The following is a 16,035-nucleotide window of genomic DNA, read 5'->3' as shown; positions in this document are numbered from 1 at the left end:
CCCGTCGGTCGAGCGGAGTCGAGCCCCCCGCTCACTGCTGAAGCAACGCCCCTTGGACGACCACCGAGCCGTCCCGCAGCAGCCCGGCAGTGAACGTCGATCCGGCGGCGACCGCCTCGACGTCGCGCCATTCCCGAAGGTCGCACTGGCGATGATCGTCGGCTCCGGCGGCGACGACGGTCCGATCGTCGAGCAACGCGACGGTGTGGTGGCTGCCCGCGGTGACGTCGACGACGTTCGACCACGCCGACACATCACAGGCTTCGCCATGTCCGGTCGCCACGACGGTGCCGTCGCTGCGCAGGCCGACGGTGTGCACGGATCCGGCGGACACGGCGACGACGTCGCGCCACCCCTCGACGGCGCACTGCCGCCTGGAGTCGTTCCCGGTGGCGAGCGCGGTCTGGTCGGAGCGGAGGCCGACGGAGTGCCAGTCGCCGCATGCGACGGCGACCACGTCACGCCACGCGCCGACCTCGCACTGTCGTTCACGGTTCCGTCCGGTGGCTACCAGCGTGCCGTCCCCGCACACGCCGAGCGTCCACCGCCAACCCGCTGCGATCGCGACGATGTCGGTCCAGGCGTCGACGTCGCACTGGCCGTCGTCGTTCCACCCGGTCGCCACGACTGTGCCATCGGAGCGGAGCCCGACGGTGTGCGAGCGGCCGGTGTTGCGTGCTGTGTGCACGTCGCCCGCGGCGATCGCGACGATGTCCGTCCAATCGTCGACCGCGCACTCGCCTGCACGACCGTCGCCGGTCGCCGTCACGGTGCCGTCGGCGCGTAGGCCGACCCAGTGTCGGCGGCCGGCAGCGAGAGCGGTGAGCGGAGTCATCCGCCGTGCCGGACGCACCAGTCGAGCAGTGGCCTCGTCTGCCGCCAGTGCTTGCGGATCTCGTCGACGAGCGCGGATGAATGAATGATCTCGTCGAATCCGTAATCGCGGTCGACGATCAGTGAGCGATGGCGGAGCAGGTCGATACGCGGATGGTCCTTCGCCCAGCCGCGGGGCGCGGTCTTGAGTCTGTCGCCGCCGATCTCCCATCCGCGTCGCCGCAGGCTCTCGACGAGCTTCTCCAGCTCGGCGCCGTGCAGGTCGTCGTCGATGGCGCGCCGCAGGAAGGCCAGGCGTTCGGGTTCGGCGTGATAGAAACCCGCCCCGACGCGAACTCCGGGAGCACCGATCTGGACGTAGTACCCGGTTGCCGGTGCGACCGCGACGAACGCTCCCTGATGCGTCTTGTACGGCGTCTTGTCTTTCGAGAAACGCACGTCACGGTACGGACGGAAGACTTTCGCTTCGCCGAACTCGTCTTCGAGGTCGGCGACGAGGGCGGTCATCGGTGCGGCGACGGCATCGCGGTAGACGTCGCGGTTCGCTTCCCAGAAGACTCTGCTGTTGTCGATCTCGAGGTCGTCGTAGAAGTCGAGGGCTGCTTCGGGGAAACCGGTGAAGCTCATGCGTCGAGGATATCGGCAGAGGCACTCAGCGGTTCGGCGTGTGCACCACGATCTGGACGCCGGAGGGAACGGCGTCATGCGGGGCGGGCATTCGGCACGCGAGCCAGCGCTCGATGCTCGATCCGTGGGAGCGGGCCGCCCGGACTTCCGACGGACGGGGAGGTTCTCGCCGCGGCGGTGCGGTAGGGCCGGGCTCTTGCCGGAGCAGTTTCTCCGGATGTGCGGAGTGATTGACTTGCCATGGATCTCCGGATCCTGTGCGGCGCCAGCCGACGCGACCGCGGTGCGGGCCGTGGGCGATGACCACGGTCTCCCAGCCGCCGCGCTGGTTGCGGACGCTGCGGTTGTGTCCGCCGCACGCGGCGCCGAGGTGGTCTACGTCGGTCGGTCCGCCGTACTGCCAGTCGGGCATGTGGTGGGCCTGGGTGCGCACGAAGGGGACGCTGCAGGCCGGTGCGGTGCAACCGCGGTCGCGGCCGAAGAGTGCGAGCCGCTGGGGGAGTGTCGCCAAACGCTTACCGCGTCCGAGGTACAGGATCTGGGAGGTGGCGTCCGCGAACACTTCGAGCCACGGCGTCGCGTCGGCGACGAGATCGACGAGATCTGCGACCGGCAGCCGCGTGCCGGTGGAGGTAAGCGCGATTCCGGTATGGGCTTCGAGGTCTTTCAGTTCGGCCGTGACCACGAGGTGGGCGGGCAAACTGGTCGGCCGTCCGAGGGCGCCGTCCCTGATCTGAGCGGTGAGAAGTGCGTCGAGCGCATCGTGGTTCCGCTGCTCGGTGGAGCGGAAGTCACGATCGGCTGCCGCGGCGACGGCTTCGGGGTCGAGTCCCTCGGCGTTGACCGGACCGTGAGGAGATTCGGGGTCGTCGGGGTTGTTCATTCCGGGCGCCGCCCATCCGATCAGGAGTGCGTCGAACTTCGCGCGGGCCTGCGGTGTGAGAGTGCCGCCCAACTTCGACATGAGGCGCCGGTCCTGTGCACCGAGGGTCACGCTGCGCTGACGTCGCCGGTCGTGCTCGTCCGTCAACGCGCCGTCGGGATCCAAACGCTCGAGCAGTGCGTTACCCGCGATCGCGAGATCCCGCGGAGTCAACGAGGCAGCGACCTCGGCGAGCTGCGCTTCAGCGTCGGCTACGAGATCTGCCGGGACGCTGGCGGGGATCTTCTTCATCGTGTCGGCGACGACGAGCACGTGGTCGACGCCGATCGCACCCTCGGCGACGGCGTCAGCAGTGGTCGGCAGGGAGGGCAGGAGCGTCTCGCCTTGGAAGTTCCGGAACGTGCCGACGGCGGCAGCCGTGAGACGGCGTCGTTTTCCTGCCGCGGCGCCGAGCCGAAGGACTCCGTCGTAGAACTGGTTCTGATTGTTGCAGCCAGCTTCGACGAACGCTTTGCGGTCGGAGACTTCGACGTACAGCTTGGCGTCGACGCCGTCACCACGGCGATGCGCGCGCTCAAGCGTCGTCACAGTCTCGACGACCTCGGAGTCGGTGAGCGGACTGAGGTTGGCGTCGGCCAGTGCGGCAGCGACCGAGTCGGCGAGGCGAGCGAGTTCGAGCGGGGACGAAGGAAGCGAGAGCTGGTCGGTAGTGATCATTTCGAGCCTCCCTTCGGTCCTACTCGGCTGATAAGTCCAGTTTACCTAATAGTGATGAGAATAACAATGGATAGGAACGTGCATTCGACATGTTCGGATGGGAGTGATCGAACCGACGGTGTCATGCTGTGGTTCATCCCCGACGACTCGGGACTGCACCTGCGGTGCCGCTACCCGGACACGACGGACGGTCGCCGTAACGTCGGAGGATGGCTCGACGCACTCGTCGAACGACTTCAGGTGTCGGCGCGCGGCGATGTCACGAGAAGTGTCGCTGGTCGACGAGCACGCTGACGTATAGGTCGGCGTCGATCGACGATGTCGCCGTTCCCGCGGGGACCGAAACCATGGCGACGAAACCGCTGGGATCGGGTACCCCTCGCTTCGCCTGTGTGACGATACCGCTGACGACGCCCGCGAGGTCGGCGGCCCGACTCCCGTCGACGCGCAACCGGGGGTCGTCGAGATCGATCCGCACCCGGTCGTCACGTGCCGGAGCCGTGTCGCCGAAGGCGTCGGCGGGGCCGGTGACACCGATTCCACGGGACCACCGCTCGATCTGTGCGGCGCGGTCGGCGATCGCGGCAGCCGTGGGCTCGGTGCACGAGTCGGGCCGGAGGCCGACGACGAGGCCGAGGAGGCCGGGATCGATGTCGTAGTGATGGCGTTCGAGGACCTCGACGGACCGGTACGCGATCGGTGTCTCGTCCCTGACCTCGTAGGTCTCGAGCACCGTTCCGGTCGCCGTCGGATGCACGCCGCCCGAGTCGTCGTGCCAGGAGAGTCTGACGGTGATCGGCTGTGTCGTCGGATCACCGTGAGTGCGGTCCCAGTGCGCAGACCAGGTGTCGAACCGAATCAGTTCGAGGTCGGCGATCCACGTGAACGGCTGGGTGACGACGAATCTGTCCGCCGGCCTGGCCGGGGCTGCGCACAACGTTCCGCTGAACCTGGCGCCGGGCACCGGCAGCTCACCGCAACATCCGTACTCCCACGACGCCACCGACGCGTACACGAGGGTGTGCGTATCGTCGGCCTCCGCTAGATCGCCCATCCCGGGAGTCTAGCGGCGATGTGTCGGAAATGCCTGGTGCCCAACGGTTTGAACGTGAACCAGGTAACACGCGGTACATCCAGCGAGAGTAGATTCACTCCCGCTGAACAACGTATCCACAGGGGAAGGACTGCCGGTGACGACTACACCGCAGAGTGTCGACACGGACGTCGACGAGGGGTATCAGAGGGGGCTCACGTCTCGTACGGTGCAGATGATCGCCATCGGCGGCGCTATCGGCACCGGTCTGTTCTACGGAGCGGGCGGGGCGATCGAGAAGGCCGGCCCGGCGCTGATCCTCGCGTACGCCGTCGCGGGCCTGGCGATCTTCATCGTCATGCGTTCCCTCGGCGACCTCCTGCTCTACCGGCCGATCTCCGGCGGCATCAGCGAGTACGCGGACGAGTTCCTCGGCCGTTACATGGGATTCACCCAGGGGTGGACGTACTGGGCGGTGTGGGTCACCACGTGCATGGCCGAGATCACCGTCGCAGGCAAGTACGTCAACTACTGGTGGCCGTCCATCCCGGTCTGGGTGACGGCACTCGCCGCCCTCATCGTGTTGTTCTGCGCGAACCTGATCTCCGTCGGACTGTTCGGACGCACCGAGTTCTGGTTCTCAGCGATCAAGGTGACCGCCATCCTCGGCATGATCATCATCGGAATCGGTGTGCTGCTGCCGATCTCGGGCCTCGGTCCGGACGTCGGACCGTCCGTGACGAATCTGTGGAACGAGGGCGGCTTCTTCGCGACCGGCTTCACCAACGCGCTGCTCAGTCTGCAGATCGTCATGTTCGCCTATGTGGGTGTCGAACTCGTCGGCGTCACCGCGGGAGAAGCCCAGAATCCGCGCGTCACGTTGCGGCGGGCCATCAACTCGGTGCCGTTCCGTATCGGCATCTTCTACGTCGGCTCGCTGTTGGTGATCCTCTCGGTCCGGAGTTGGAAGGACTTCCACGAAGGCACCAGCCCGTTCGTCGCCGTCTTCCAATACATCGGCATCCCCGGAGCGGCGGGCATCGTCAACTTCATCCTGCTCACCGCGGCGTTGTCGTCGTGCAACTCGGGCATCTACTCGACCGGCCGCATGGTGCGGTCCCTCTCGCATCGGGGAGACGCGCCGAGTGCCCTCGCGAAGCTGTCCGGCCGCCAGGTGCCGATCGCGGGCATCGTGCTCAGCGCCGTCGTCATGGTGATCGGCGTGGTCGTCAACGTGATCGACCCGGAGCACGCGTTCACTTACATCACGTCGGTGTCGACCGTCGGAATCGTCGTCGTGTGGGCGACCATCGTGCTCTGTCAGATGTGCTATCGGTTCAAGGTCCGGGCCGGGACGCTTCCCGACTCCGGCTATCGGGTTCCGGGCGGAATGGTCAGTTCTGTCATCACCCTCGCGTTCCTCGGAATGGTCGTCGTCCTGCTGTTCTTCAACGAGGACGGGCGCATCGCCCTCGTCGTCGGCGCGATCTGGTTCGTCATCGTCACGATCTGCTACTTCGTGTGGACCGGCGGCAGGCGCACGCAGGTCAGGCGGTCGGGGACGTCTGCTCTCACGAGGTGACCCAGTGGTGTTGGATTGGAGCATTCCGCGGTCGTCCGCGGGCGTCCTCGTCATGGTGGGGCTCGCCCGCGACGCCGGGCTGACCGACGAGCAGACACTCGCAGGCACCGGCCTGGACGTCGACGCCGTCGCCACGCCCGACTCCGAGGTGCAGCTCCGGCAGGAACTGGTGGTGATCGGCAACATCGTCGACGCGCTCGGCGATCACACCGGACTCGGGGTCCGAGCGGGCGCCCGTTACCAGCTGACCACCTACGGCGTGTTCGGGTTCGCGTTGATCAGCAGTCCGACGCTGCGCAGCGCTGTCGATGTCGGCCTGCGTTACTTCGACCTGACGTACGCGTTCTCCACCATCGAGCCGCGCGACCTGGGGGACCGGTTCGAGTTGGTGTTCACTGCGCCCGACGTTCCCGAGCCGTTGCGGCGATTCGTCGTCGAACGTGACCTGGCGGCCGTGCGGACCATCGGGCGCGACCTCCTCGGCGACCCGGCGCGGCCATTCGTCGCGCACTTCGCGTTCGACGAACCCGACGACGTCGAACCGTACATCGACCTGTTCGGTGCGCTGCCGGAGTTCGGTTGCGACGAGACCCTGCTGTTTCTGCCGCGCGACGCGATGGACGACCCCCTCCCGCGCGCCGATGCGCAATCCGCAGCGTTCGCGCAGGCGCAATGTCGTGAACTCCTCTCCAGGCGTGCGGCGCGATCAGGTCTGGCCGCGCGAGTCCAGGACCTGTTGACGGCGGATCCGGCGGATCCGCCGACCGCGGACGGGGCGGCCGCAGCCCTGTCGATGAGCACGAGGACTCTCCGGCATCGGCTTGCGGCGGAAGGTGCGTCCTACCGCGGCCTGCTGCAGGAGATGCGTTCCCGGCTGGCCGAGGAGATGTTGGTGAGCGGGCGGCTCACCGTCACGGAGACCGCCCAGCGGCTCGGCTACGTCGAGGTCTCGAGCTTCTCGCAGGCTTTCCGGCGGTGGCATGGCTGCGGGCCCGCCGAATTCGTGCGTCGCCGTACTGGCCGATGAGCCTTGCCGAAACGAGTAACTCTTGCGCCGTCGCACACCTGCCGCTGAAGCGTGCCCGGCGATAGCCTTCAGAGCATGACTGCACGCACTGGCCCGTCGATCGCCATCATCGGCACCGGATTCGGCGGCATCGGGATGGCCGCACAACTCAAGGCCGCAGGCCACCACGATTTCGTCATCTTCGAGAAGGCGGACGATGTCGGCGGAGTGTGGCGTGACAACGAGTACCCGGGCGCCGAGTGCGACGTCCCGTCGCACCTGTACTCGTTCTCGTTCGCGCTCAAACCCGATTGGACGCGCCGCTTCGCAGGCCAGGCGGAGATCCTCGGCTACCTCAGGGACTGTGCCGATCGCTTCCGCCTCCGCGAGCACATCCGGTTCGGGACGCAGGTGCTCGGTGCGACGTTCGACGAGTCGGCAGGCGAGTGGGTGCTCGCGCTGCCGGACGGGCAGTCGCATCGTGCGGCGGTCCTGATCGCGGCCACCGGCCAGTTGAGTCGTCCCGCCTACCCCCGGATCGACGGACTCGACACCTTCGCGGGAGCCATGTTCCATTCGGCGACGTGGGATCACGACTACGAGTTCGAGGGCAAGAAGGTCGCCGTGATCGGGACCGGCGCGTCGGCGATCCAATTCGTGCCCCACATCGCCGATCGCGCCGCCGACGTCGAACTGTTCCAGCGGCATGCCCCGCACGTCATCGCCAAGCCCGACTACCCGTACCGGAGCAGCGTGATCGCGGCGTTCCGGCGGTTCCCGACACTCCTCAAAGCGTCGCGAGCGGCGACGTACGCGTGGTTGGAGCCGCGAGGATTCGCATTCAATGGCTCCATGGTCGGCAAGATCCTGATCAAGGCCTTCGAGAAGCGCTATCTGCGGAGCCTCAAGAAGCAGATCGCCGATCCGGAACTCCGCCGCAAGGTGACACCGACGGAGCCGATGGGCTGCAAACGGGTCCTCATGTCGAACGACTACTACGTGGCACTGGTCCGTGACCATGTCGACGTCGTCACCGACGGGATCGAACGCATCGTGCCCGAAGGCATCGTGACCGTCGACGGCACGCTCCACGACGTGGACGCCGTCGTCCTCGGAACCGGTTTCGCCGCAACGGAGTTCTTGGCGCCGATGACGGTGACCGGGCTCGGCGGTGTGGACTTGAACGAGGTGTGGCGCGACGGCGCGCAGGCGTACCTCGGGATGAGCGTGCCCGAGTTCCCCAACTTCTTCATGTTGTACGGCCCCAACACGAATCTCTCGCACAACTCGATCGTCTACATGCTCGAGTCGCAGTTCTCGTACGTCGTCGACGCAGTGACCGACCTGGCCAGGCGCGACGCAGCGTGGCTGACGATTCGCAAGGACGTCGACGACGCGTACAACGAGGACATTCAGAAGCAGCTCGGCTCGACGGTCTGGGCGACGGGCTGCGATGGCTGGTACACGACCGAGTCCGGGAAGAACACTCAGAACTGGCCCGGATTCACGTTCAAATACCGTTCCGCCACACGCGCATTCGATCCGGGCGTGTACACAGCGACGCCATCGACGCACGCATGAGAACGCGGTCGGTGCGTCCGGGAGAACTTCGGACACACCGACCGCGTTGACGCGTTCAGTTCTGCCAGGTCGGGTGGCCCCTCCAGATCACCCGACCCCTTAGATCACTTGACTTCTGAACGCATGATTCGGTTGACACCGAAGAACATCGGGACGGCGAACCAGATGAGGCAGCCGACGAGGAAGTGCGCCCAGTCCGATCCGTTCGGCGAGTCGCTGAGCATCGGAATGCGGATCCACTCGATGAGGTGGTCGTTGATCCACGGGACCACCGCTCCGACGATCTCTAACACGGTCGGGATCACGAAGTAGGCGACGATCGCCGCGGGCGTGTTCAGGAGTAGCGCCGCGAAGGCGAAGCCGACGAGGACGCCGACCAGGATGTTGAGCAGTCCGGACAGCAGGCCGCTGCCGGTGATCGACCAGGTGCCTGCATCGGTGTAGATCAGTCCGCCGATGAGGTTGCACAGCGCGCCGAGTGCCAGCGCGATGACGACGGCGACGACCGAGGCGATGATCGAGACGATGAGCTTCGCGATGATGACCCGCTCACGCCGTGGCTCCATCGTGAACGTGGTGAGCGCGTTGCGCTGGCTCCATTCACTGGTCACGAGGAGGATCGCCATGACGGGCAGCAAGAAGCCCATCGGTGCGGTCATCAGGCCGAACAGGTTCTGGAACGTGATGTTCGCGTCGGCGGCCGAAGGACCAGGATCGCCGGGCCCGACGATCAGGACGACGAGGCCGATGATGGCCGAGATCGCCGCAATCGACACGGCCAACCAGAAGCTGGCGCGCGTGTCGACGAGCTTGCGGAGCTCGACCTTGATCAGTCGGCTCATCGGGATGTCGGGGCCGTCGAAGACGGCGGGTACGGGCTGTGCGGTCGCGGTCATCACTGGACTCCCTGTGGCTGTTCACGCTGGTTCTGCTGGGTGAGCTGGAGGAACATCTCCTCCAATCGGGCGCCGTCGCCGCCGCGCAGTTCCACGAGGTGGACACGGGCGTCGAGGGCGATACGACCGACGACGTCGGGAGTCGCCTCGACGCGGAAACCGCCGCGGTCCACCGGGTGGGCGACGACTCCGGCCGCGTGCAGGGCCTGCCCGAGATGCGCGTCGTCCGAGCCGCGGACCATGGCGCCCGTGCCCGCGAGCAGTTCTTCCTTGGTGCCTTCGGCCACGATCCGGCCGTTGCCGATCACCACGAGGTCGTCGGCGATGATCTCGATCTCATGCAGCAGGTGCGACGAGAGGAGTACCGCGCCGCCGCGGTCGGCGTACCCGCGCAGAAGCGTGCGCATCCAGTGGATGCCCGCCGGGTCGAGTCCGTTCGCGGGCTCGTCGAGCATCAGCACACTGGGGTCGCCGAGCAGGGCGTTGGCGATGCCGAGGCGTTGACGCATGCCGAGCGAATAGTTCCGCACCCGCCGTCCGGCTTCCTCGGGGGTCAGACTGACCATCTTCAGCGCGTCGTCGACACGCGAGCTCGGCACCCCCAACGTGATGGCCGACAACCGGAGGATCTCGGCTCCGGTCCGGCCGGCGTGCTGGGCCGACGCGTCGAGCAGGACGCCGACGTGGGTCGCCGGATTCGGGATGTCGCGGTAGGCGACGCCGTTGACGGTCGCCGAACCTGCTCCCGCGGGGGTCAGCCCGGCGATGATCCGCATGGTGGTGGACTTTCCGGCGCCGTTCGGACCCAGGAACCCGGTCACACGCCCCGGCTTGCAGGTGAACGAGACGTCGTCGACGGCGACGAACTCGCCGTAACGCTTCGTGAGGTTCTTGACTTCGATCATGGATTCCATTCTGTTCGCCGTGGAGGACCGTGTCATCCGACGCGAGGACAATCTCGCATCATCCGAAAGTATGAGACGTACGGCGACCTCCGGCTGAAGTCGGCGGACGGCCGTCACGACTAGCGTGTAGTGCGTGCGCCCTGTGGACTATCAACCGACCTTGAACTGGTGGGGGCATACGTGGCGGGTGATCGGCGTCCTCGTGATCTCGGGCGTCGGCTGGGCTCCGCGGATCGGTTATCAGTGGACTGATCACCGGTGGTGGTTCTGCCTCGACCTGTTTCTCGGTCTCGTCGCGTTGGTTGTCGCGATGCGTTACCGGCGGACGCATCCGGTACTCGTCGCCACTGCCACGGCTCTGATGACTGTCGTCTCGACGACCGCGAGCGGTCCGGCAGTCCTCGCGCTCGTGTCGTTGTCGACGCGCCGTCGGTGGAAGGAGATCGTCCCGCAGGCGCTGTTGACGATCGTCACCATGCTGGCCAGTGAGTACGTGACGCAAGCGCCGGACGAGGCTCCGCTGACGACCCTCGACTGGGCGTTGTTCGTCGTGATCGCGGGGTTCATCATCGCGTGGGGCATGTACCTCGGATCGCGGCGCGAACTGCTGGCCAGTTGGCGGGCTCGCGCCCTGCTGACCGAGGCCGAGCAGGCGGCCCGCGTCCGCGAAGCGCAGAGTGCGGAGCGTGCACGTATCGCCCGAGAGATGCATGACGTTCTCGCGCATCGGATCTCGGCGGTCAGCATGCATGCGGGAGCCCTCGCGTTCCGGGATGATCTGTCGCCCGGTGAGGTCAAGGAGACGGCGCAGACCATCCAGAATTCGTCGCGTCAGGCGTTGACCGAACTGCGCGAAGTGCTCGGTGTGCTGCGCGACGGGCCGGGCGACGCCGATCCCGAACTGCCGCAGGCCACCGTCGCCGATCTCGATGAGTTGATCGAGGAGAACCGTCGAACGGGGATGCGTATCGACGTGCACGTCGACGTCGACGTCGACACGTTGCCGACGGTGCTGGGTAGGACCGTGTACCGCTGCGTTCAAGAGGCGTTGACCAACGCCCGCAAACACGCGCCAGCCAGTCGCGTGCGACTGTCGGTGGTCGGTTCGCCCGGCCGAGGTATCGACATCCGGGTGGAGAACCCGCTGTCGCTCGCCGCCGAACAGTCGCCGCCGGAGTCCGGCTTCGGGCTCGTCGGACTCGCTGAGCGCGTCGAACTCGCGGGTGGCCGCCAAGAGCACCGGACCACGGGCGGAGACACCTTCGTTCTCACCGTGTGGTTACCGTGGCAGTCGTGAACACCGTGGACGGTCCGGGCGCTTCGAGCGCACCGAGGCGGATAATGCTGGTCGACGATGATCCGCTCGTCCGTTCCGGTCTGCGCCTGCTGCTCGGCGGCGATCGCGACCTGAACGTCGTCGCCGAGGCAGTGCACGGCGCCGACGCGCTCGGGCAGTATGCGGCCGACCCCGTTGACCTCGTCCTGATGGACTTGCGTATGCCGGTGATGGACGGAATCGCGGCGACCGCCGCGTTCAAAGGTCAGGAGAGTTCGCCGTCTGTGATCGTGCTGACGACGTTCGACGCCGACGACTACGTCGTGCGTGCCCTGGCCGTCGGAGCCGACGGCTTCCTGCTGAAAGACACTCCGCCCGCCGATATCGTGGCCGCGATCAAGAACGTGTTGAGCGGACAGCCTGCTCTGAGTCCGTCGGTGACGGCCGCGCTGATCAAACAGGTCGTCGACTCGAGCGGCGACGACCGGTCGAAGTCTGCCGAACGCGCGATCGCCGAGCTCACCGATCGCGAGCGCGACGTCGCGACCTGTGTGGCGCGAGGCGCGTCGAACGCCGAGATCGCCGCCGAGCTCTACATGAGCGTCGCGACCGTGAAGGCCCACATCTCGCACATCTTCGTGAAGCTCGGTGCGTCCAACCGGGTCCAGGTCGCGATCGCAGTGCACGATGCGGGCCTCGTCTGACTACTGTGGACGCATGAGACCTGGCGACCGCGCACCCGACCTCGCACTGCCCGACCAGACCGGGCAGACGCGCAGACTCTCCGAACTCCTCGCCGACGGCCCCGTCGCACTGTTCTTCTATCCGGCGGCATTCACCCCGGGATGCACCAAGGAAGCCTGCCACTTCCGCGATCTCGCCCGCGAGTTCACCGACGCAGGCGTGCAGCGTGTCGGAATCAGCCGCGACGAGGTGTCCAAGCAGTCGGACTGGACGGAGAAGCATGCGCTCGACTATCCGCTCCTCGCTGATGTCGACGGGTCCACTGCCGAGGCCTACGGCGTACGACGAAGCGGACTCCTGTCGTCGTTCATGCCGACTAAGCGCACCACGTTCGCGATCGGTGCCGACGGTGTGATCGCCGACGTGATCGCGTCCGAAGTCAGCATGGATGTTCACGCCGATCGCGCGTTGACGGCGCTCGGCGCCTGAGTCGGACCGTCATCGGATCACACCGCGACGACAAGTCTGCCCGTGCGGTGACGGTCGGGGTCGGGCACGGGGACGGCGTCGACGAGGGCACGCGTGTAGTCGGTGTGCGGTGCGGCGAACAGGGCGTCGGCGGCTCCGGTCTCGACGACACGTCCCGCACGGAGTACGGCTACACGGTCGGACACCTGGCGGATCACGGCGAGATCGTGGCTGATGAACAGGGCGGCGAAGCCCAATTCTGACTGCAAGTCGGCGAACAGTTCCAGTACACGGGCCTGCACGGACACGTCGAGCGCGCTCGTCGGCTCGTCGGCGATCAGGAGTTCTGGGTTCGCCGACAGTGCGCGGGCCAGCGCGACGCGCTGCCGTTGACCGCCGGAGAGCTCGTGCGGAAGCCGTGACGCGAACGCCGTCGGCAAGTGGACGGCCGACAGCAGTTCGGTGACGCGTCGGGCCCGCCACTCCCGGCTGCCCAGTCCTTGGATCTCCAACGGTTCGCGGATCGATTCGGCGACGGTGAACCTCGGGTTCAGTGACGCGGACGGATCCTGGGGCACGAACGCGATCCGTCGTCGTACTGCCGAGAGTTCCTTGCCGGACAACGCGGCGATATCGTGCCCGTCCACGAGGATTCGTCCGCCCGCGGTCGGGAGGATGCCGCCGATGGCACGCCCGAGGGTGGTCTTCCCCGACCCGGACTCGCCGACGACGCCCAGGACTTCGCCCGGAGCTACCTGGAGTGTCACCTCCGACAGAGCAGTGTGCGAGCCCGCACCGAACCGACCAGGATGCGTCACTGTGATCGAGTCGACGAGCACCACGGGGGTCGCGTGGTCTCCGGTCTCCGCGGTTCGGGCGTCCGCAGCCTCGATCCCGGGGGCGTCCAGGCGAGGGACTGCGGCCAGAAGTTGCCGCGTGTACGGCTGTGCCGGCGCGGCGAACACCTGGTGGACGTCACCGGTCTCGATGACCTCGCCGAGCTGTACGACCACGACGCGGTCGGCGATCTCGGCGACCACCCCCAGATTGTGGGTGATGAGTAGGATTCCGGCCCCGGTCTTGTCGCGCAGGCGGACCAGTAGTTCGAGGATCTCCCGTTGCACGGTGACGTCGAGGGCGGTGGTCGGCTCGTCCGCCAGGAGTAACGCGGGATCATTCGCGACGGCGAGTGCGATCACGACCCGCTGCTTCTGTCCGCCCGACAGCTGGTGCGGGTAGTAGGAGACCCGGGTCGCCGGATCGGGGATCTCGACGAGCGTCAACAGCTCGACGGCGCGGCGTCGAGCCTCGGCCCGTGAGAGACGGCGATGCCGGGTCAGCGCCTGCCGCAACTGCCAACCGACGGTCTGCACCGGATTGAGCGCGGTCTGCGGCTCCTGGAACACCATGGCGACGCGGTCGCCGCGGATATCGGCGAGGTCGCGTTCCGAGAGCCCGAGGACTTCGACTCCGTCGACTCTCACCGAGCCGGCAGCGGTGGCGCCCGAGGGGAGCAGGCCGATGGCGGCACGCGCGGTCATCGTCTTACCCGAGCCGGATTCGCCGACGAGAGCGACGATCTCGCCGCGGTCGACGGACAGACTGATACTTGCGACGGCGGGGCGCGGGTAGTCGAAGCCGACGCGCAGGTCGGACACCTCGAGTGCGAGTGTCACAGATTTCTCCGATCGTTCGAGATCGACTGTGCGATCAGATAGAAGCCGAGGACGAGGGCCGAGATGACGATCAACGGTCCGATCGAAAACCACGGATTGGTCTCCAAGTAGCCGTTGCCCGCGGCGAGGACGCCACCGAGCGAGGGGGTCGGCGGGACGACACCGATGCCCAGGTAGCTGAGGGCGCCTTCGATGAACACGCCGAGCGACAGCGACAGCGCGAACTGAACGCCGAGCGCTTCCACCGAGTTGGGTAGGACGTGCTTGAACAGGATGCGCGGCGTGCTTGCGCCGCTGACCAGAGCGGCCTCGACGTACGGTTGTTCCCGGATCCGAAGGACCGAGGTGCGGACGAGTCTTCCGAAGACGGGGATCTCGGCGATCGCGATGATGATGCCGACCGTCACAATTCCGGGCCCGAGGATCGCAGTGAGCGCGATGCCGAGAATAAGGGCGGGGAAGGCCAGGATCACGTCGAACACCCGCTGTGCGATCGCGTCGAGTCCGCGGACGGACACCGCGACGAGGCCGACGAGGGTACCGATCGCGGCGCCGACCGGTACCGCGATCGAAATCACGAGAAGATCGACCCGGATACCGACGAGCACGCGGCTCAGGACGTCGCGGTTGACGTCGTCGGTGCCGAACCAGTGGTCGGCGTTGGGGGAGAGCAGGTAGGCGCCGTCGATCTGCTGCTCGGCGCCGTATGAGACGAACAGCGGACCGAACAGCCCGGCGGCGACCACTGCGAGCACGAGGATTGTGCCGACGAGTCCGGTCCCGCGGAACAGGCCGCGGTACAGGGGTGCGCGGACTCGGAACTCGTCGCGGTCGGCCGGCGACTCGGGGACCAGCCCCGGATCGAGTCCGGCTACGCGGGTCTCGTCAGGGGAGACGTCTGTGGTGGTCATCGGGAACCTGCCAATCGGATACGGGGGTCGAGCCAGGCGTGGACGACGTCGGCGGCGAGTTGGATCAGAACGAACACCGCCACTGACAAGAGGATGAGGATCTGGACGAGCGGGTAGTCACGCGAGGAGATCCCTTCCTCGGTCAACATTCCGAGTCCCGGCCAGCCGAAGATCGCTTCGACGAGAACGGCTCCGCCGAGTAATGCCCCCACGATCAGGCCGAAGGCGGTGATGGTCGACGGGAGCGCGTTGCGCAGAGCGTGCTTGAGGACGACGTCACGGCGCGACGCTCCGGTGGCCAGTGCGGTGACCGCGTACGGCTGCGCGAGCTCGGACTGCAGGGCTTCGGTGAGGAACCGCGAGAGCATCGCACCGGCCGGGAGCCCCAGGGTCAGCGCTGGAAGGAGCAGATACTGGGCGGTGATCCACAGGTCGTCGCTCAGTCCGTCTGGCGGAGTCCCGCCTGCTGGAAGGACTCCGGCGCCGACGCCGAACACCGCGATCAGCACGGTGCCGACGACGAACGTCGGGAGGGCGATCGCCACCGCGTTGACGCCGGTGAGGAGCGCGTTCACCACTCGGTTCGGTCGGATCGTCGCGGCGAGCGACAGACCGAACGCCAACACGATCGCGAAGACTCCGGCGGTCACGGTCAGCACGAGGGTGTTCGTCAGGCCGGACGACACCAGATCGCCGATGTCGCCGCCGATCTGGTAGCTCGTGCCGAGGTCGAGAGTGAGCACACCGGCGAGCCACGAGAAGTACTGGACGAAGAACCCTCGATCCAGCCCGAGGTCGTGGCGGATGACCTCCAGATCGGCCGGAGTGGCGTCGGGGCCGGCGAGCGCCGACTCCGGGCCGCCCGGGATGAGGCGAAGCACTGCGAAGATGAGTAGGGATGCGGCGACGAGGACGATCAAGGCCGTCGGGATCCGTCGTAGCAGGTAACCGGTCAT

At 66.9% G+C, this 16,035-nt stretch carries 15 protein-coding genes and 1 pseudogene; 7 read left to right on the top strand and 9 right to left on the bottom strand.

The window, feature by feature from the left end; translation table 11 throughout:
• Window positions 1-31: 31 nt before the first annotated feature.
• The 3 genes from L5G32_RS14645 to L5G32_RS14635 are packed head-to-tail and all read right to left on the bottom strand — an operon-like array spanning window position 32 to window position 3,061.
• On the bottom strand, window positions 32-835 hold the full coding sequence (locus L5G32_RS14645; protein ID WP_237011801.1) for an RCC1 domain-containing protein: 804 nt from the start codon (window positions 833-835) through the stop codon (window positions 32-34).
• Window positions 832-1,461, bottom strand: coding sequence for a DUF2461 domain-containing protein (locus L5G32_RS14640; protein WP_237011800.1), 630 nt, complete (start codon window positions 1,459-1,461; stop codon window positions 832-834). The genes L5G32_RS14645 and L5G32_RS14640 overlap by 4 nt, the downstream gene beginning before the upstream one ends.
• Before the next feature lie 25 nt (window positions 1,462-1,486).
• Window positions 1,487-3,061, bottom strand: coding sequence for a DUF222 domain-containing protein (locus tag L5G32_RS14635; protein ID WP_237011799.1), 1,575 nt, complete (start codon window positions 3,059-3,061; stop codon window positions 1,487-1,489).
• Between the two features lie 111 nt (window positions 3,062-3,172).
• Between L5G32_RS14635 and L5G32_RS19465 the strand changes: the two are divergent.
• A pseudogene (locus tag L5G32_RS19465) lies at window positions 3,173-3,352 on the top strand (peptide synthetase); the annotation flags it as partial.
• Here L5G32_RS19465 and L5G32_RS14630 read toward each other — a convergent pair.
• Window positions 3,321-4,115: a hypothetical protein gene (locus L5G32_RS14630; RefSeq protein WP_237011798.1), complete on the bottom strand. Its 795-nt coding sequence runs from the start codon at window positions 4,113-4,115 to the stop codon at window positions 3,321-3,323. The pseudogene L5G32_RS19465 and the gene L5G32_RS14630 sit on opposite strands and share 32 nt — an antisense overlap.
• A gap of 136 nt (window positions 4,116-4,251) precedes the next feature.
• Between L5G32_RS14630 and L5G32_RS14625 the strand changes: the two genes are divergently transcribed.
• The 3 genes from L5G32_RS14625 to L5G32_RS14615 all read left to right on the top strand — a co-directional run bounded on the left by L5G32_RS14625 (window position 4,252) and on the right by L5G32_RS14615 (window position 8,263).
• Window positions 4,252-5,676, top strand: a complete 1,425-nt coding sequence (locus L5G32_RS14625) for an amino acid permease (protein ID WP_237011795.1) — start codon at window positions 4,252-4,254, stop codon at window positions 5,674-5,676.
• A 4-nt stretch (window positions 5,677-5,680) separates the two neighbouring features.
• Window positions 5,681-6,703, top strand: a complete 1,023-nt coding sequence (locus L5G32_RS14620; protein ID WP_237011794.1) for an AraC family transcriptional regulator — start codon at window positions 5,681-5,683, stop codon at window positions 6,701-6,703.
• 75 nt (window positions 6,704-6,778) lie between these two features.
• Window positions 6,779-8,263, top strand: a complete 1,485-nt coding sequence (locus tag L5G32_RS14615) for a flavin-containing monooxygenase (protein ID WP_237011793.1) — start codon at window positions 6,779-6,781, stop codon at window positions 8,261-8,263.
• A gap of 104 nt (window positions 8,264-8,367) precedes the next feature.
• Here L5G32_RS14615 and L5G32_RS14610 read toward each other — a convergent pair whose 3' ends face one another.
• Window positions 8,368-9,159, bottom strand: coding sequence for an ABC transporter permease (locus tag L5G32_RS14610; RefSeq protein ID WP_237011792.1), 792 nt, complete (start codon window positions 9,157-9,159; stop codon window positions 8,368-8,370).
• Window positions 9,159-10,064 carry an ABC transporter ATP-binding protein gene (locus tag L5G32_RS14605; RefSeq protein ID WP_237011791.1) on the bottom strand — a complete coding sequence of 302 codons (906 nt, stop codon included), beginning with the start codon at window positions 10,062-10,064 and terminating at the stop codon, window positions 9,159-9,161. The genes L5G32_RS14610 and L5G32_RS14605 overlap by 1 nt, the downstream gene beginning before the upstream one ends.
• Window positions 10,065-10,197: 133 nt before the next feature.
• On the opposite strand from L5G32_RS14605, the gene L5G32_RS14600 reads away from it, so the two are divergent.
• The 3 genes from L5G32_RS14600 to L5G32_RS14590 are packed head-to-tail and all read left to right on the top strand — an operon-like array spanning window position 10,198 to window position 12,513.
• Window positions 10,198-11,361 (top strand): sensor histidine kinase, encoded by a 1,164-nt coding sequence (locus L5G32_RS14600; RefSeq protein WP_237011790.1) that lies wholly within the window; start codon window positions 10,198-10,200, stop codon window positions 11,359-11,361.
• Window positions 11,362-11,405: 44 nt separating this feature from the next.
• Window positions 11,406-12,044, top strand: a complete 639-nt coding sequence (locus L5G32_RS14595; RefSeq protein ID WP_237011852.1) for a response regulator — start codon at window positions 11,406-11,408, stop codon at window positions 12,042-12,044.
• Window positions 12,045-12,057: 13 nt separating this feature from the next.
• Entirely contained in the window at window positions 12,058-12,513 is a 456-nt protein-coding gene (locus tag L5G32_RS14590) for a peroxiredoxin (RefSeq protein ID WP_237011789.1), read from the top strand.
• Between the two features lie 17 nt (window positions 12,514-12,530).
• On the opposite strand, the gene L5G32_RS14585 is transcribed toward L5G32_RS14590, so the two are convergent.
• Genes L5G32_RS14585 through L5G32_RS14575 form a run of 3 tightly spaced genes read right to left on the bottom strand, consistent with a single transcriptional unit; the run spans window position 12,531 to window position 16,035 of the window.
• Window positions 12,531-14,168, bottom strand: coding sequence for a dipeptide ABC transporter ATP-binding protein (locus tag L5G32_RS14585; RefSeq protein WP_237011788.1), 1,638 nt, complete (start codon window positions 14,166-14,168; stop codon window positions 12,531-12,533).
• The gene (locus tag L5G32_RS14580; protein ID WP_237011787.1) at window positions 14,165-15,079 is read right to left on the bottom strand and encodes an ABC transporter permease; all 915 of its coding nucleotides are present in this window, start codon (window positions 15,077-15,079) and stop codon (window positions 14,165-14,167) included. Before L5G32_RS14580 ends, L5G32_RS14585 begins: the two co-directional genes overlap by 4 nt.
• Window positions 15,076-16,035, bottom strand: coding sequence for an ABC transporter permease (locus tag L5G32_RS14575; RefSeq protein ID WP_237011786.1), 960 nt, complete (start codon window positions 16,033-16,035; stop codon window positions 15,076-15,078). Before L5G32_RS14575 ends, L5G32_RS14580 begins: the two co-directional genes overlap by 4 nt.

Source organism: Gordonia zhenghanii (genome assembly GCF_021738965.1).
GTDB classification, from domain to species: domain Bacteria; phylum Actinomycetota; class Actinomycetes; order Mycobacteriales; family Mycobacteriaceae; genus Gordonia; species Gordonia zhenghanii.
The sequence above is the reverse complement of the archived record's forward strand: the minus strand, read 5'-3'. Positions and strand labels throughout refer to the sequence as shown.

Coding starts and splice junctions, on each gene's coding strand:
- L5G32_RS14645 (WP_237011801.1), bottom strand. CDS start 835: ATGACTCCGCTCACCGCTCTCGCTGCCGGCCGCCGACACTGGGTCGGC.
- L5G32_RS14635 (WP_237011799.1), bottom strand. CDS start 3,061: ATGATCACTACCGACCAGCTCTCGCTTCCTTCGTCCCCGCTCGAACTC.
- L5G32_RS14630 (WP_237011798.1), bottom strand. CDS start 4,115: ATGGGCGATCTAGCGGAGGCCGACGATACGCACACCCTCGTGTACGCG.
- L5G32_RS14610 (WP_237011792.1), bottom strand. CDS start 9,159: ATGACCGCGACCGCACAGCCCGTACCCGCCGTCTTCGACGGCCCCGAC.
- L5G32_RS14595 (WP_237011852.1), top strand. CDS start 11,406: ATGCTGGTCGACGATGATCCGCTCGTCCGTTCCGGTCTGCGCCTGCTG.
- L5G32_RS14580 (WP_237011787.1), bottom strand. CDS start 15,079: ATGACCACCACAGACGTCTCCCCTGACGAGACCCGCGTAGCCGGACTC.
- L5G32_RS14640 (WP_237011800.1), bottom strand. CDS start 1,461: ATGAGCTTCACCGGTTTCCCCGAAGCAGCCCTCGACTTCTACGACGAC.
- L5G32_RS14590 (WP_237011789.1), top strand. CDS start 12,058: ATGAGACCTGGCGACCGCGCACCCGACCTCGCACTGCCCGACCAGACC.
- L5G32_RS14615 (WP_237011793.1), top strand. CDS start 6,779: ATGACTGCACGCACTGGCCCGTCGATCGCCATCATCGGCACCGGATTC.
- L5G32_RS14605 (WP_237011791.1), bottom strand. CDS start 10,064: ATGATCGAAGTCAAGAACCTCACGAAGCGTTACGGCGAGTTCGTCGCC.
- L5G32_RS14575 (WP_237011786.1), bottom strand. CDS start 16,035: ATGACCGGTTACCTGCTACGACGGATCCCGACGGCCTTGATCGTCCTC.